Origin of the sequence: Pseudobutyrivibrio sp. OR37 (assembly GCF_900113655.1) — a bacterium.
In the GTDB taxonomy this organism is placed as follows: Bacteria; Bacillota; Clostridia; order Lachnospirales; family Lachnospiraceae; genus Pseudobutyrivibrio.
Genome location: NZ_FOQF01000004.1, coordinates 40,192 through 57,170, shown reverse-complemented (window position 1 = coordinate 57,170; position 16,979 = coordinate 40,192). Strand labels below are relative to the sequence as shown.

At 36.9% G+C, this 16,979-nt stretch carries 16 protein-coding genes; 15 read left to right on the top strand and 1 reads right to left on the bottom strand.

What is annotated here, in order from left to right; all coding sequences use genetic code 11:
• The first annotated feature begins 3 nt into the window (after positions 1–3).
• From BM097_RS03090 to BM097_RS03040, 11 genes are all read left to right on the top strand, one after another.
• On the top strand, positions 4–1,017 hold the full coding sequence (locus tag BM097_RS03090; protein ID WP_090545811.1) for an ABC transporter ATP-binding protein: 1,014 nt from the start codon (positions 4–6) through the stop codon (positions 1,015–1,017).
• A gap of 2 nt (positions 1,018–1,019) precedes the next feature.
• Positions 1,020–1,991, top strand: coding sequence for an ABC transporter ATP-binding protein (locus BM097_RS03085; RefSeq protein WP_090545809.1), 972 nt, complete (start codon positions 1,020–1,022; stop codon positions 1,989–1,991).
• Positions 1,992–2,000: 9 nt separating this feature from the next.
• Complete coding sequence (locus BM097_RS03080) at positions 2,001–3,080, top strand: M24 family metallopeptidase (RefSeq protein ID WP_090545807.1); 1,080 nt, start codon at positions 2,001–2,003, stop codon at positions 3,078–3,080.
• 14 nt (positions 3,081–3,094) lie between these two features.
• Positions 3,095–4,186, top strand: coding sequence for a M24 family metallopeptidase (locus BM097_RS03075; protein WP_090545805.1), 1,092 nt, complete (start codon positions 3,095–3,097; stop codon positions 4,184–4,186).
• Positions 4,183–5,007 carry a glycyl-radical enzyme activating protein gene (locus tag BM097_RS03070; RefSeq protein ID WP_090545803.1) on the top strand — a complete coding sequence of 275 codons (825 nt, stop codon included), beginning with the start codon at positions 4,183–4,185 and terminating at the stop codon, positions 5,005–5,007. The genes BM097_RS03075 and BM097_RS03070 overlap by 4 nt, the downstream gene beginning before the upstream one ends.
• Before the next feature lie 13 nt (positions 5,008–5,020).
• Positions 5,021–7,396, top strand: coding sequence for a trans-4-hydroxy-L-proline dehydratase (hypD, locus tag BM097_RS03065; RefSeq protein WP_090545801.1), 2,376 nt, complete (start codon positions 5,021–5,023; stop codon positions 7,394–7,396).
• A 28-nt stretch (positions 7,397–7,424) separates the two neighbouring features.
• Positions 7,425–7,736, top strand: a complete 312-nt coding sequence (ppnP, locus tag BM097_RS03060; RefSeq protein WP_090545799.1) for a pyrimidine/purine nucleoside phosphorylase — start codon at positions 7,425–7,427, stop codon at positions 7,734–7,736.
• 149 nt (positions 7,737–7,885) lie between these two features.
• Positions 7,886–8,533, top strand: coding sequence for an amino acid ABC transporter permease (locus tag BM097_RS03055; protein ID WP_090545797.1), 648 nt, complete (start codon positions 7,886–7,888; stop codon positions 8,531–8,533).
• 4 nt (positions 8,534–8,537) lie between these two features.
• A complete protein-coding gene (locus tag BM097_RS03050) occupies positions 8,538–9,278 on the top strand; it encodes an amino acid ABC transporter ATP-binding protein (protein WP_330389539.1) in 741 nt (246 codons plus the stop codon).
• An 18-nt stretch (positions 9,279–9,296) separates the two neighbouring features.
• Positions 9,297–9,893 (top strand): cytidylate kinase-like family protein, encoded by a 597-nt coding sequence (locus BM097_RS03045; RefSeq protein ID WP_090545795.1) that lies wholly within the window; start codon positions 9,297–9,299, stop codon positions 9,891–9,893.
• 52 nt (positions 9,894–9,945) lie between these two features.
• A complete protein-coding gene (locus tag BM097_RS03040; RefSeq protein WP_090545792.1) occupies positions 9,946–10,821 on the top strand; it encodes an ABC transporter substrate-binding protein in 876 nt (291 codons plus the stop codon).
• A 91-nt stretch (positions 10,822–10,912) separates the two neighbouring features.
• Here the strand turns inward: BM097_RS03040 and BM097_RS03035 are convergent, their stop codons facing one another.
• Positions 10,913–11,782 carry a LysR family transcriptional regulator gene (locus BM097_RS03035; RefSeq protein ID WP_090545790.1) on the bottom strand — a complete coding sequence of 290 codons (870 nt, stop codon included), beginning with the start codon at positions 11,780–11,782 and terminating at the stop codon, positions 10,913–10,915.
• A 251-nt stretch (positions 11,783–12,033) separates the two neighbouring features.
• On the opposite strand from BM097_RS03035, the gene BM097_RS17010 reads away from it, so the two are divergent.
• From BM097_RS17010 to BM097_RS03015, 4 genes are read left to right on the top strand one after another with little or no spacing between them, the layout of a single operon-like run.
• Positions 12,034–13,653 carry a proline racemase family protein gene (locus tag BM097_RS17010; protein WP_090545788.1) on the top strand — a complete coding sequence of 540 codons (1,620 nt, stop codon included), beginning with the start codon at positions 12,034–12,036 and terminating at the stop codon, positions 13,651–13,653.
• Positions 13,654–13,667: 14 nt separating this feature from the next.
• On the top strand, positions 13,668–14,462 hold the full coding sequence (proC, locus tag BM097_RS03025) for a pyrroline-5-carboxylate reductase (RefSeq protein ID WP_090545786.1): 795 nt from the start codon (positions 13,668–13,670) through the stop codon (positions 14,460–14,462).
• Between the two features lie 29 nt (positions 14,463–14,491).
• Complete coding sequence (locus tag BM097_RS03020; protein WP_090545784.1) at positions 14,492–15,709, top strand: aspartate aminotransferase family protein; 1,218 nt, start codon at positions 14,492–14,494, stop codon at positions 15,707–15,709.
• A gap of 13 nt (positions 15,710–15,722) precedes the next feature.
• Positions 15,723–16,871, top strand: a complete 1,149-nt coding sequence (locus tag BM097_RS03015; RefSeq protein WP_090545782.1) for an iron-containing alcohol dehydrogenase — start codon at positions 15,723–15,725, stop codon at positions 16,869–16,871.
• Positions 16,872–16,979: the final 108 nt, after the last annotated feature.

Sequence of the window (16,979 nt, the reverse complement as noted above, 5' to 3'; positions counted from 1 at the left end):
ATCATGAGTGAAAAAATACTTGAATTAAATAATGTGGTTTTCTCTTTTAAGACATATGCTGGACTTGTACATGCAGTTAGAGGTGTTAGCTTTGAAGTTAGAAAGGGAGAAATCCTTGGAATTGTTGGAGAATCAGGATGCGGCAAAAGCGTAACAGCACAAAGTATATTAAGGTTGAATCCTGAACCACCTGGCTTTTTTGAAGGTGGTGAAATCCTTTTTAAGGGTCAGGATATTATAAAAATGAATAACAAGCAGTTAAGGAATATAAGAGGTAAGGACATAGGATTTATTTTTCAGGATCCTATGACTTCTCTTAATCCCACAATGCGTGTTGGAGAACAAATTGAAGAAGTATTTATTGGAACCGGTACGCCAAAAGCTGAGGTTAGAATAAAAGCTTTAAATATAATGAGACTTGTTGGAATAAATGATCCCGAGCGTCGATTTATGCAGTATCCACATGAGTTGTCAGGCGGAATGAAACAGAGAATTATGATTGCCATTGCTTTGGTTAGTAGACCAAGCTTAATTATCTGCGATGAACCAACAACGTCTTTAGATGTAACGATTGAGGCCCAGATACTTGATTTACTCCTTGAGCTGAGAGAAAAACTTGGAACCTCTATAATAATGATTACTCACGATTTGGGAGTAATCGCAAGACTATGTGACAGAGTTGTTGTTATGTATGGTGGAAAAGTGGCAGAGCAGGGAACAAGCGAAGATATTTTCTTTGATACAGCACATCCATATACTAGTGGTTTACTAAAATCTATAGCAAGATTGGATATGGAGAGAAATCAGGTTTTAACACCAATTGAGGGAACTCCTCCAGATTTGTTTGCACCGCCTAAGGGGTGTCCATTTGCAGCAAGATGTGAATATGCAATGAGTGTTTGTTATGAATACGAGCCATCAAAAACAACCCTTACAGAAGAACATTCTACCTACTGTTGGCTTCAACATGATTTAGCACCAGAGGTTGACTTAATTGTCGAAAAAAGGGAGGCATAAAAATGAGTGAGAATAATGTAATGGCCGAGCCTTTTATTAAAGTAGAAAATCTTAGTAAGTATTTTGAGCTAAATAGAAAGCAAACTCTAAAGGCGGTAAATGATATATCTTTTGAGATTTATAAAGGTGAGACAGTAGGATTAGTTGGAGAGTCTGGATGTGGAAAATCTACAACAGGTAGATGTCTAGTTAATCTATATGAGCCAACAAGTGGAAAAATATATTATAAGGGTAAGGATACTTCTCAGTTCACAAAACAGGAAAAGCAGGCTTTTACAGGTGATGTCCAAATGATTTTTCAAAATCCCTATTCATCCTTAAATCCCCGAATGACTGTTAAAGAAATAGTTGCCCAGGGAATGAAATATCATGGTAACTATTCAAAAACAGAAATCGATTGTCGAATAGAACAACTACTTGAAAAAGTAGGCTTGGGTGCGGAGCATATGTCTAGATTTGCACATGAATTTTCAGGTGGACAAAGACAGCGTATTGGAATAGCAAGAGCACTTTCTGTAAATCCTGAGTTTATTGTTTGTGATGAACCAATATCCGCTCTTGATGTTTCTATTCAGGCACAGGTTATAAATATGTTGAAAAAACTTCAACATGATATGGGATTAACCTATCTGTTTATAGCTCATGATTTATCAGTCGTTAAATATATATCTGATAGAGTAATTGTTATGTATTTAGGAACTATTGTTGAGGAAGCTCCTGTTGAAGAGCTATACAAAAATCCTACCCATCCTTACACAAAGGTTTTGCTTTCGGCAATACCAGTTGCCAATCCAATTAAGGCAAAAGCTAATAAAAGGATAAAGGTGAGTGGAGAAATCCCTAGTCCAATTAATTCAAAGCCTGGATGTCAGTTTGCTGAAAGATGTCCATATGCAGTGGACCATTGTTTTAATGAAGCTCCGCCTAGAAAAGAAATATCAAAAGATCATTTTGTAGCATGTCACGTTTATTAAGGGAGAATTATGAGTAAGATAGCTGAAGAAAAGGTAATTAAATATCTTGAGGAGAACAAGTTAGATGGTTTGTTCATAAGCAATCATACAAATGTTAAGTATGTTAGTTCATACACTGGAGATGACTCTTTCCTATTTATAACAAAATCAAACAAGTATTTTATTACTGATCCAAGATATACAGAGCAGGTAGGATATGAGTGTCCTTCTTATGAAATTGTTGAATGGAGAAAGGATTACGGTTCTGTTCCAGCTGTAGTTGCAGGAATAGCAAAAAAAGATGATCTTAAAAATATAGCATTTGAATCAGAGGATTTAAAGACATCTGATTATTTCACACTTAAAGAAAAGTCTGTTGGATTAGAGCTTGTTCCTATAGCTGGGGTTATCGAAGAATTCCGGTCACATAAAACGGAACAGGAAATAGAATATTTAAGAGCATCCTGTGATATAGCATCCCGTTGTTACGAGAAAATTATTAAGGATATACGAGTTGGTGTAACGGAAAAGGAATTAGCTGCTAATTTATCAAGATATATGGTTTTAGAAGGTTCAGATAGCATGCCATATGGAAATATTCTTATTTCAGGAGCAAGGACATCGCTCTTACATGGAATCCCATCAGCTAAAGCAGTTGAGTATGGGGATTTTGTACTGATGGATTATGGTTGTCAGTTTAATGGTTATATGTCTGATATGACTAGAACTTTAGTGGTTGGTAAAGCTTCTCCCAAGCAAAAAGAAGTGTATGAAATTGAGTATAAAATGAACTGTGATGCTGAAAATGCACTTAAAATTGGGGCATCATCAAAAGATGTATTTCAGGCTTCAAAGAAAGCTGTGGAAGGTACAGAATACGAAAAATATATCTATACCGGGATTGGTCATGGAGTTGGTTTATTTGTTCATGAAATACCATTTCTTGGTCCTACACATGAATATATAATTCATGAAAATACGGTAATGACAGTAGAGCCTGGCATATACATTCCTAAATGGGGCGGTGTCAGAATTGAAGACCAACTGCTTGTTACTTCAAATGGCACTGAGAACCTTACTTGGGCTACAAAGGAACTCATTGAATTATAAAAGGTGTTGTTCTAATGAATGATTTATATCTAAATAAACTAATTGAAAAACTAAAGGAATCAGACTTTGATGCAGTTTTATTATCTCCAGGGGAAGAGCTGACATTTTTGATTGATTATAAAATTATGCTATGTGAAAGATTCCAGGGGCTGTTTGTAAAAGCAGATGGTGGAATGTTTTATATATGTAATCTTTTGTATAAGGATGAATTAGATGCTGTATTAAAAAATGACATTAGGGTTTATACCTGGTTTGATGGGGATGTTATGACAGATGTTGTGGCAGAGGTCTTTAAACAAGAGGGTCTACTTGGAAAAACTATAGGAGTAAATACTACAGCTCAATCAGTAAACATACTAGAAATAATGGATAAGACTGATGTTATTTTTAAGAATGGAAAACCTCTACTGGAAGAAATGAGAATAATCAAGACGCCAGAGGAGTTGAACAATTTAAGAAAGTCATCTGAACTGGTAGATAAGGTTTTTGAAGAAGTCCTTTCAATTATTAAGCCTGGTGTGACAGAAAAAGAAATAGGTACATTTTTGTTAGATAAAATGGCTGAGCTAGGGGGAGAGAATCCTGAGTGTATTGTGGCATTTGGGCCTAATGCAAGTTATCCACATTACATAGGAGATTCCGCAGTGGCCAAAGAACATGAAATAGTGCTTATGGATTATGGCTGTACTGTAGGAGGAATGTATTCGGATACAACCAGAACTGTATTTATCGGTGAGCCAACAAAACGAGAACGAGAATACTATGAATTGGTAAAAAGGGCAAACCTAGAGGCAGAGAAGCTTGTTTGTGAAAATGCTTATATTCCAGAAATAGATAAAAAGGCTAGAGAGATTCTCGACGAAAAAGGACTAGCTTGGACATTGGTAAATAGATTGGGACATGGTGTGGGTTACACCATCCATGAGGCTCCGGATATAAAGCAATCAAATCCTATGTATCTAAAGAAAGGGATGGCCTTTAGCATTGAACCTGGCATTTATTTAGGAGGAGACATAGGAATTAGGATAGAAGATGTTGTAATTGTAAATGAACAGGGCGAATGCGAAGTCCTTAACAAAACTACAAAGGAAATAGTTGTTTTATGATAACTAATATTCAAAAATATTCTATTCATGATGGAGAAGGAATTCGTACAACCATTTTTTTTAAGGGGTGTCCTCTTAAATGTAGTTGGTGTCATAATCCTGAAACACAAAGCTTTGAAACAGAATTTTTTCATTACGACCAAAGATGCGTAGGTTGTGGTAAGTGTGGAGGGAAATATTATGAGGACTGTGTAAATAATGCTTGGGAAATATGTGGTCGGGAAATCACCGCTAAAGAATTATGTAATGAAGTCCAAAAAGATCAGGCTTTTTATGAAACCTCAGGAGGAGGAGTAACTTTATCCGGAGGAGAGGTGTTGGCACAGGATATAAGTTTTATTGTTGGATTGCTTCAAAATCTGAAAATTAGAGGAATTGAAGTAAATATTGATACCTGTGGATACGTGGATTTTTCAAGGTTTGAAGCAGTTTTACCATACACTAAATCTTTCTTGTATGACTTAAAGCTAATGGATGCTGATAAACATAAAAAATATACGGGAGTGGATAATAATCTTATACTTGAGAATTTGAAAAAGCTTTCGGAAAATAAAGCATCTATTTGGGTAAGGATACCTGTAATTGGTGGGGTAAACGACACCAATAAAAACATGGTCGAAACAGCTGAATTCATAAAGTCAAATGACATAAATCCAGAACACATTCATTTGCTGCCATATCACAATACAGGTTGTTCTAAATATCAACAGTTAGGTAAAAAATATGATGGTTCATTCACTACTCCAAGCAAGGAAAAACTTGAAGAATATAGAAGAATCTTTGAATCACATGGGTTAACAAACATATACATAGGCGGTTAGCCAGGGAGGCACTATGGAAGAACGTGGAATGAATACAAGGATACAAAAGCTTAGAAAAAGTAGTCTTGAGGCAGTTGCCAGCATTGACATGGAACGTGCCAAATATTTTACAGAGACCTATAAAAAGTACGAAGGCTCCGTCAGTATTCCAGAGCTTAGGGCAATGGCTTTAAAAAACTATTTTTCCAAAAAGACTCTGTATATCGGAGAAGGAGAGTTAATTGTTGGTGAAAAAGGATGCAAGCCACAAGCCGCACCAACCTTTCCTGATTTATGCTGTCATACCGTGGATGATTTACATGTAATGAATGATAGGGAACTGATTAGTTTTAAGGTGGCTGATGAAGATTATTCTTTTCAGGAAAATGAGATAATTCCATACTGGGAGAATCGTTCTATACGTCAGATTATTTTAAAGCACATGACTCCTGAGTGGAAAAAGGTTTATGAGGCAGGAATATTTACAGAGTTTATGGAGCAGAGAGGACCAGGACACACTGTTGGGTCAGAAAATATATATAATAAAGGTTTTTTGGAGTATAAGTCTGATATAGAAAAGACGCTTGAAAATCTTGATTACATTAATGATATGGAGGCTCTAGAAAAGGAACACCAGCTGAAGGCTATGATGATTGCCTGTGATGCCATTATTATTCTTGCAACAAGGTATGCTGACTATGCTCAAAAACTAGCTGCTGAAGAAAATGATGAAAAGAGGAAGAAGGAGCTTATTGCCATAGCAGAAAACTGCAGAGTTGTGCCAGCCAATAAGCCAAAAAACTATTGGCAGGCAATACAGATGTATTGGTTCTGTCATTTGGGAGTTACTTCCGAGCTAAATCCATGGGATGCTTATAGCCCTGGTCGATTAGATCAACATTTAATTCGTTTTTACGATAATGATATTTCTGAAGGAATACTCACAAGAGACGAAGCTAAAGAACTGTTAGAGTGCCTTTGGGTGAAATTTAATAACCAGCCGGCTCCACCAAAAGTAGGTATTACTTTAAAAGAAAGCTCTACCTACACGGATTTTGCCAATATAAACACTGGTGGAATAACTCCTGAAGGCAAGGATGGAGTAAATGACGTTAGCTATCTTATCCTAGAGTGCATGGATGAAATGAAGCTTTTGCAGCCAAGTAGTAATGTTCAGATAAGTAAAAAAACACCTCAGACATTTTTGAAAAAAGCCTGTGAGATTTCACGTAAAGGCTGGGGCCAGCCTGCATTTTATAATACAGAGGCTATTGTCCAGGAATTATTAAATGCTGGAAAGACTATCGCTGATGCAAGAAAAGGTGGTACAAGTGGATGTGTGGAAACAGGTGCTTTTGGCAATGAAGCCTACATTCTGACTGGATATTTTAATATACCAAAAATCTTTGAGTTGACTTTATTTGATGGTTACGACAATATGTCAAAACAGCAGCTTGGACCACATACTGGAAAAGCAGAAGATTTTAAATCCTACGGCGAACTTTGGGATGCATTTACAAAACAGATCGATTACTTCCTCGATTTGAAGATTAGAGGAAATCTTGTAATAGAAAAAATATATGCTACCCAGATGCCAGTACCATTTCTTTCAATTCTAACCAACGACTGCATTGGAAGAGGTAAGGATTACAATGCTGGCGGTGCTAGATACAACACAAGCTATATTCAGGGTGTAGGTATTGGAACTATTACAGATTGTCTTGCAGCAATTAAATACAATGTTTTTGATCAAAAAAAATTTAACATGAGTGAGTTGTTAGATGCATTGAAAGCCAATTTTGAGGGATACGAAAAAATTTATAATCTGGTTTCAAATAAGACTCCTAAGTATGGAAACGATGACGATTATGCAGACGATATTATGAAATCCGTATTTACGATGTACAGAGATAAAGTTACCGGAAGAAAAAATATTAGAGGTGGAGAATTTAGAATAAATATGCTTCCAACCACATGTCATGTGTATTTTGGAGATGTAATGATTGCATCAGCAAATGGTAGACTTGCCCATAAGCCAGTATCAGAGGGAATATCACCTGAAAAGGGCGCAGATGTAAATGGTCCTACAGCTGTTGTTAAGTCATGTTCAAAAATGGATCACTTAAGCACTGGTGGTACTTTGCTTAATCAGAAATTTACACCTTCGGTTGTAGCTGGTGAAGAAGGTCTTGCACAGATGGCTAATTTGATTCGTACCTACTTTAATTTGGATGGACATCACATTCAGTTTAACGTAATTGATAGGGAAACTCTGATTAAAGCTCAGCAAAACCCAGAAGAGTACAAGGACTTAATAGTTCGTGTTGCAGGTTATAGTGATCATTTCAGAAATTTGAGTAAGGCGCTTCAGGACGAAATTATAGAAAGAACTGAACAAAGCTTTGCTTAAGAAATAATTAAAAAAGGAGAATAAGATTATGACTTTTGAAAACGTAAAATTAGAGGCAGCGGCAAATGTATATTTTGATGGAAAAGTTTCAAGCAGAACTTTTTATACTTCAGATGGGGAAAGAAAGACTTTAGGTTTTATGCTTCCAGGAGATTATGAATTTGGAACTGCCGCAGCTGAAAAGATGGAAGTGTTGTCTGGAGAAATTGAGGCCACATTACCAGGGGAAGATTCACCTAAGGTATATGGCCCAGGTGAAGCTTTTGAGATTCCAGCAAACAGCAAGTATAGAGCAGTAGTGAGCTTCTTTGCAGATTATCTTTGTTCTTACATTGATTAGTTTTATTAATGTAGACCATAAGAAACTATTATTAGACAATTACCATTCAGAATGATATATTATGACAAAACTTGAACAAAGGCGTTCGTGTCGATGCGATGCATCAGCGCGAGCGCTTTTTTTGTTCATTATCTTGGGAGGACAATCGTATGGATTTAGGATTTTTAGCCAAACTGCTACCGATGCTTTTTACAGGACTTAAAGTGACAATATTGATAGCTATAGTTGGTATTCTGTTTGGATTTTTGTTAGGTACATTAGCAGGTTTTGCTCTTGAAAGTAAAATTAAGTTTTTTAAAGGGATAGCTAATGTATACATATGGGTAATTAGAGGAACTCCTTTGATTGTTCAAGCTTTATATATCTACTATGTAATCCCAAAACTATTTGGAATGGATTTATCTAGTAACTTTTCAGGTATTCTTGTTATTTCGTTGAACTCCGGAGCTTTTATAGCAGAGATAGTCAGAGGTGCATTGAATGGAATAGACCCAGGTCAAAGAGAAGCTGGATTATCACTTGGACTTACCCAGAGTCAGACAACATGGCATATCATTGTTCCACCTGCTTTTAGGTCCATATTACCAGCGCTCTTTAATCAATTTATTATTTCCGTTAAAGACACAGCTCTTTTATCTGTAATTGTTGTAAATGAGATAACTCATCAGGCACAAAATTATGCGTCACTAAGCTATAAGACAATTCCAACATACACAACGCTTGCAGTGTTCTACTTGGTACTGATTTCAATTTTAATTGTTGCACAGAAAACGGTAGAGAGAAAGATAACGAGGTAAGCATATGGGCACATTGTTAAAGATTAGAAACATAATGAAAAATTTTGGAGATTTGGAAGTACTAAAAGACATCAGTATGGATGTTCAGGAAGGAGAGGTAATCGTTATTATCGGTCCATCCGGATCCGGCAAAAGTACATTTTTAAGATGTATCAATCAGCTGGAGACACCTACTAGTGGGGAGATTTGGTACAGGGATAAAAATGTGATGGATCCAAAACAGACACATCTTAGAGACTTTAGAGAAGAGGTGGGAATGGTATTCCAGAGATTTAATTTATTTCCAATGAAGACAGTTTTACAAAATGTAATGCTAGCTCCCGTGTTGACGAAAAAGAAAGACAAGGTGGCTGCCAGAGCAAAAGCAATGGAGCTTTTAGAGAAGGTGGGACTTGCAGACAAGGCAAATGCAAAACCTTCAACTTTATCTGGTGGACAACAACAGAGAGTCGCTATTGCAAGAGCGCTGGCAATGGAGCCAGCAGCATTACTTTTTGATGAACCGACATCTGCGCTGGATCCTGAGTTGGTTGGTGATGTTTTGAATGTAATGAAGAATTTGGCAAGAGAAGGAATGACAATGATTGTTGTTACTCATGAAATGGGATTCGCCAGAGATGTTGCTGACAGAGTTATTTTCATGGCCGATGGTTACATAGTTGAAGAAGGTAAGCCTGAAGAAATTTTCTCACACCCAAAGAACGATAGAACTAAGACATTCTTATCAAGAGTACTTGAAGCTTAAAAGGGAGGATAAAGAATTATGGCTAAGTATTACGTTACTATTGCTAGACAGTTTGGAAGTCTTGGAAGACCTATTGCCAGAGAGCTTTCAGAAATGTTAGGTATTGAATATTACGACAGAGATATTGTTGAAGCTGCTTCACAGGAATTAAAATTGCCTGTTTCGGTTATCCATTCTGAAGAGGAAAAAAGCGTAAAGAGTAATTTTTTAAATATGCTTTTTCCTTTAGGTACCGACAGCATAGACAAGCAGGATAAGATTTTCGAAGCTCAGAAAAAAATCATTAGAGATTTTGCTGAAAAGGATTCTGCAATCTTCGTTGGTAGATGTGCGGATTATATTCTTCGTGATTATCCTAATGTTTTAAATATATACATTTATGCTCCTGAAAACGAAAGATACTTAAACTGCGTAAACGCATTAAAGATGTCTCCTAAGGAGGCTAAAAAAATGATGGAAGAAGTTGATCGTGCAAGAGAACAGTATTGGCACAGATATGCGGGTCATTCTCCAGCAGATTTCGAATCAACACATTTAATGATTAATTCTAGTCTATTTGGAATTCATGATACAGCAAAAATTCTTGCTGATATTGCAAAGGATAGGTTTCTATAGGAAGTCATTATTTTTTATATAGATGACATTTTTTTAATAAGGAGGACATATTATGAAAAACACATTACTCAGGAAAATGGTGGCAGTAGGTACATCTATTGCTATGATGGGCACATTAGTGGCATGTGGAAGTAGCTCTTCTGAATTAGAATCTACAACAGCAGTAGCAGACGAGCCAGCTGCTACTTCAGCAGATGGTTCAGTAAAAGGTGCTTTAGAGGGAGTGACTCTTTCATTTGGAACTTCAGGGCTGTTTGCTCCTTTTTCATATTATGATGAAAGCGGTGCTCTTATTGGATTTGATATTGATTTTTGCAACGCATTAAAAGATTATCTTGGCTTCGAGATCGACGGTGAAATGCAGGCAATGGATTATTCGGCTCTTGCAACTTCTTTAGCAGAAGGAAAACTCGATTTTGGTATGGCAGCTCTTTGTGCTACAGACGAGAGAAAAGAGGTTATGAACTTTACAAATACATATTGTGACTCAGGACAGTCAATTGCTGTAAATAAGGAAACATCACCAGAAGAATTAACATCTGTAGATATGCTTACAAGTGGTGATTATAAGGTTGCAGTTGAAAAGGGAACAGCTTCTCATATGTATGCCATGAATATTGGAATTCCAGAAGATGCACTTGAGGTTCATGATGAGATTACAACAGCTTATGAGTCTCTTGAGCAGGGAAAGGTTGATGCTATTATTCAGGATACACCAGGTCTTGCATATTATATTAACACTGCAGCTGATACAAAAATTGAAATCAAGGGTGAGCCTTTTAACCAGGGCCAAGCACCATATGCTATAGCTATTTCATTTGACTGTGAGAAGGCAAATCCTGGTATTGTTGAAACATTTAACAAGGCTGTAGAAGAACTTATTGCAGATGGTACATTTGATGAATTATCAGCTAAGTGGCTTGAATAATCTCAATAAGCTTAACAAAATATTAAAGGGCACGGTAAAGACCGTGTCCTTAATAGTTTGTAACATCTCAGTGAACTGTGCGTAGAAATGATTAGGCGCAAATCATTTCCTGAAGTATTTCTATAAAATGCTTTGCAGCAGGTGATAAAGAATTGTCTGCTCTATATGCAATTCCCAATTCTCTCTTGTAAGGCGGATCAAGAGGAAGAGATTTGAATTTAAAATCATTGCCCATAACAACCAGTTCTGGAAGGATTGATAGGCCTAAATTATTAGCGACCATGGATACAATTGCGCTGTCATCCTTTGATGAGAATCTTTCGTCAGGAACTACTCCTGAATCTTCTAAGGCAAAGTGCACATCATAGTCAGTTCCTTCTGCTGGAATAATAAATGGTTGGTTATGCATGTTGGAAATAGGAAAGATTTCATCATCGTCATCAACAAAGCCCTCTGGTAAAACTGCCACAAGGGGATCGTCAGCAATTTTTATCCATTCCAAATTTTCCGTGTGTCTTCTGCTGACAAGACCAAAATCGGCATAATTATTGTTTATCCATCCCACAATATCGTCGGTACCACCTTCCAAAAGTTCAATCTCAATTCCAGGATATGTTCGCTGAAATTTATTGATTACCTTTGGTAACCAAATTCTAGAGGTGCTTGCAAAGGATGCAATAGTTAGATGACCAATTTCTAAACCATTTAATGACGCTATAGTTTGCTCTAATTGTTCATTTATAGAGAGCATCCGTCTAACAATAGGAAGTATAACCTCCGCGTTAGGAGTAAGCTCTATACCTTGACGTGTCCTTATAAAAAGTGGGAAACCGATTTCATTTTCCATAGATTTAAGGATATGACTAACACCAGGTTGAGTATATCCCATATTGTCCCCAGATCTCGTAAAGTTTTTTGTTTCTGCTACATCCGCAAATAGTAAATACTTGGTAATCTCCATATTTGTAAAAACCTTTCTTGTGGTGCTGGTTAATATACTCCTAATAATGAAAAAGAGGGCACCCCGCGACGGGATGCCCTCATTGGCCTTGTCATTATTGAACGTTATTATAGAGGGTTTTGTCATAACTGTCTAGCATGATTTGAAAATTTTATCATTACATTTTCTTATGACCTCAATGAAAATGAGTACTTTTACAAATCATCAGGTATGTGGTTAATATTGAGAAAATTAATTTCGGGGGAAAACCTATGAAACAGAATCCACATGTAAGGAAATATGCATATCATTTAAAAACTATCGACTCTCATACAGAAGGAGAATGTACAAGAATTTGTTATGATGGTTTTCCTGATTTGCCAGGTGAAACTATGATGGCAAAGAAGAATTATCTTGTTTCAAATTACGATTATCTAAGAACGGCATTAATGCTTGAGCCACGTGGCCATAGAGACATGTTTGGTGCCTTGCTCACGGAGCCGGTTAACAAAGAAGCTGATTTCGGAGTGATTTTTATGGATAGCGGTTCATGTTTAAACATGTGTGGTCATGGAAGTATAGGAACAGCTTCTATGCTTGTGGAAACAGGAATGGTTGAGGTTACTGAACCATATACTGATGTGGTTTTAGATGCACCTAGTGGAATAATAAGAACTCGGGTCCACGTTGTTGATGGTGAAGCAGTTGATGTAAGCATTCTCAATGTTCCATCTTTTCTCTATAAAGAAAGTCAGCACATAGAGATTCCCGGGTATGGAGATATTGAATTCGATATTTCTTTTGGTGGTTCTTTTTTCGCTATCGTAAATGCGAAGCAAATTGGTTTAGAACTTGAAATAGAAAACATAGAAGAAATTACAGAACTTGGAATGCATTTACTTTCTAGAATTAATGATGAGATTGATATAAAGCATCCATATCTTGATATAACAACGGTTGATTTAGTGGAGTTTTATGGACCTACCTCAAACTCTAAAGCACACATGAAAAATTGTGTAATATTTGGAGATGCACAAGCCGACAGGTCACCTTGCGGCACAGGAACTTCAGCTAAACTGGCGACTTTATATACTAAGGGCGAGCTAAAACTAAACGAAAAATTCGTTTATGAAAGTATAACAGGCTCACTTTTTATAGGAGAAGCTATTAAAGAAGTTGAGATTGCAGGCATGAAGGCAATCATTCCTCAGATAACTGGAAGTGCTTGGATTACAGGATTTAACGAATGGATAATCGATGAACAGGATCCACATAGATTTGGATTCCTACTTGGAACAACTAAGCAGGAAGAGGAAAGCATTAGAGGAAAAATTGTTGAGGCTGCATGGACACTGTTTGCAGATAAAGGATATGAAAATACTTCCATAGAAGATGTGATAAACATTGCAAATATTTCAGAAGCGGAATTCTATGACATCTTCTCATCCAAGGATGAGTTAGAGCATACGTTAGGGGATTTATTTGATGAAAAGTATACACAGTTGATGATATCTATAAATCCTAAGATTTCCCAATATGAGAAGCTTGTTTATCTCAATAGGGAAATGTTTGAACTAATAGAAAAGAAAGTGCCATTTGACTTGATTTCTCATATCTATGTTGGCACCCCGGCTGAAAGACAAAATGTTTTAAATGACAATCGTTTTTATTATCACTTGATACCAAAAATTATAGAAGAGGGCCAAGCCAATGGAGAGTTTAGTTGCGAAGAAGATGCCCAATCTTTGGCTGAATCATATTTTTCTATTGAGAGAGGTCTTATATATGATTGGTGCATAAAAGGTGGTACAGATTCACTGGTTTTGAATAGTAGTAAGATATTGCCAGTTTATCTTGAGCATATGCTCAATAGAAAAGAAAAAGCTATATGAAAGGAGAATATGATATGAAAATTGGATTTATAGGTTGTGGCAACATGGGTGGCGCAATGATGACGGGGATGCTTGATGCAGGCAAATGCAAAAGTGAGGATTTGATTATATCAGATAAATCTGAGGCTCTATTGCAAATGTACAAAGATAAATATGGAGTAAATACAACTCTTGATAATAAAGAAGTTGTAGAGTTTTCAGATGTCCTTTATTTAGCTATAAAACCTCAGTTTTACAAAGGAGTATTAGAGGAGATTAAAGATGTTGTAACACCTGCTCAAATCATTGTAACAATAGCTCCTGGAAAAAAATTAGAGTGGATGGCTGAAAAGTTAGGAGACGGCTTAAAAATAATTAGAACTATGCCCAACACCCCTGCAATGGTAAAGGAAGGAATGATGGGTTTGTGCCCAAATGAAAATGTAACTGAAGAGGAAGTTGCATTGGTTAGAGATATATGTGAGGGATTTTCAGCTACAGAGGTTATTTCAGAACACTTAATGGACGTGGTTACTGCAGTAAGTGGAAGTTCTCCAGCATATGTATTTATGTTCATTGAAGCCATGGCAGACGCGGCAGTGGCAGGTGGAATGCCAAGGGCGCAGGCGTATAAATTTGCAGCACAGGCTGTTAAAGGTAGTGCAACAATGGTGCTAGAGACAGGTAAGCATCCAGGTGAGTTGAAAGATATGGTGTGTTCACCAGCAGGAACAACAATTCAAGCTGTAAGAGTTCTAGAAGAAAAAGGAATGAGAAGTGCAGTGTTTGAGTGTATGGAAAAATGCTTAGAAATATCAAGAAGCATGTAATAATAATTTTTACTTAGGAGGAAAGAATAATGAGATTGAAAGACACAGGTTTAACAGCACAGGACATCAAGGACAAAGTAAGTAAATATATGATTGAAACTTACGAGAGATTTGACTTTATTGCCGAGACAGCAAAAGATCAGTATATATATGATGAAAAGGGTGAGGCATACTTAGATTTTTATGCAGGTATCGCAGTTAACTCTGCTGGTAACTGTAATGAGAAAGTAGTTGCTGCTGTAAAGGATCAGGTATCTGATATTATGCATACCTTTAACTATCCATACACAATTCCTCAGGCATTGCTTGCAGAAAAGGTTTGTACAACTATTGGTATGGATAAGATTTTTTATCAGAACTCTGGTACAGAGGCAAATGAAGCCATGATTAAAATGGCAAGAAAGTATGGTATTGAAAAGTACGGTCCTAACAAATATCACATTGTAACAGCAAAAATGGGATTCCACGGTAGAACGTTTGGTGCTATGTCCGCTACAGGCCAGCCTGGTAATGGATGTCAGATTGGATTTGGTCCTATGACTTACGGTTTCTCGTATGCACCTTATAATGATCTTCAGGCATTCAAAGATGCTTGCACTGAAAACACAATTGCTATTATGGTTGAGCCAGTTCAGGGCGAAGGTGGAGTTCATCCTGCTACTAAAGAATTTTTGTGTGGACTTAGAGAATTTTGTGATGAAAATGGAATGCTTTTACTTATTGATGAAGTTCAGACAGGCTGGTGTAGAACAGGTGCTCCTATGTGCTTCATGAATTATGGTATCAAGCCTGATATTGTTTCTATGGCAAAAGCACTTGGTGGTGGAATGCCTATCGGTGCTATTTGTGCCACTGAAGAAGTTGCTAAAGCATTTTCGATGGGTTCACATGGAACAACATTTGGTGGACATCCCGTTTCTTGTGCCGCAGCATTGGCAGAAGTAAATGAGTTGCTAGACAGAGATCTTGCTGGTAATGCAAAGAAAATGGGTGACTATTTCATGAAGAAATTAGCATCAGAGTTACCTCACGTGAAAGAGGTCAGAGGAATGGGACTTCTCGTTGGTGTAGAATTTGATGATTCTATTTCAGGTGTTGAAGTTAAGCATGAGTGCTTGCACAGACATTTACTAATTACAGCTATTGGTGCGCATATGATTCGTATGATTCCACCACTTATTATAACAGAGGAAGATTGTGATAAAGCTGTTTCTATCATAAAGGAATCTGTTGAGGCTTTATTATAATTGGAGGCACCGCATGAAAGAATTTACATTTTCCATTCCACAAAAGATTATTGTTGGAAAAGGAGCATTAGAAAAGGTTGGACAGATTTCAGTTGATTTAGATGGTAAGCATGCATTCATAATTTCTGGGCCTAATTTGGAAAAAATGGGAATCGTGTCAAAGGTAGAAGGACTTCTTAATGAAGTTTCAATAGATGCTGATTCCTATACAAATATCGAAGCAAATCCATCTGTAACAACAGTGGAAAAGGCAGCCAAGGCATTTATAGAATCAAAAGCAGATTATATTGTTGCTCTTGGTGGGGGTTCGCCATTGGATGTGGCTAAGGCAGTGGCTGTAGTTGCAAAGTATGGGGGATCAATCACTGATTACGAAGGAGCTCATAAAGTTCCAGGAAAAGTTATACCTATGATTGCAATCCCTACAACTGCTGGAACGGGTTCTGAGGTAACAGCTTTTTCAGTAATAACAGATCATATAAGGGATTATAAGCTTACAGTTTTTAGCTATGAGTTAATTCCAAATTATGCGATTTTAGATCAAAATTTAATCATGACAACACCGGCATCTGTTGCAGCAGCATGTGGGATAGATGCGTTTATTCACGCAGAGGAATCGTATATTTCAAGAGATGCGTCCCCATTTACTGAAGCTATGTCTGAGAAGGCAATGGAATTAATTGGTAGAAGCATAAGAGCCTTTGTTGCTGACCGGGAAAACCAGAAGGCGGCAGAAGATATGCTTGTAGGTTCATTGTTTGCAGGAATTGCTTTTTCTTGGGCAAGATTGGGAAATGTTCATGCTATGAGCCATCCGGTGAGTGCATATTTTGATGTGCCACATGGTGTAGCTAATGGAATTTTACTTCCAACGATTGTGAATTATAATTCTTCCGTAGATGAAGGAAAGTATCTAAAAATATATAATTACATATCTGAAGAGCCGGTTACAAAAGAACAGTTTCAGCCAAAGATGCTTACAGAGGCCATTAGAAATCTAAATGCTGAACTGGGAATTCCAGATGGCCTAGCAGCTGTAGGAGTCAAGGAGGAGTATATAAAGGCTATGGCTAAAGATGCGATGAAAAGTGGAAATATCATGGCAAATCCAAGAAAAACTGAATATGAGGATATTATAGAATTATATAAAGAGGCAATGTGATATTGATTTATTGTAATCATCTGCCATATCGTGATAAAATAATACATAAGCAGACAATGTAGTCTCACATGGGACTAACTGTCTGCTTTTTTATTTATTTTGGGGAGG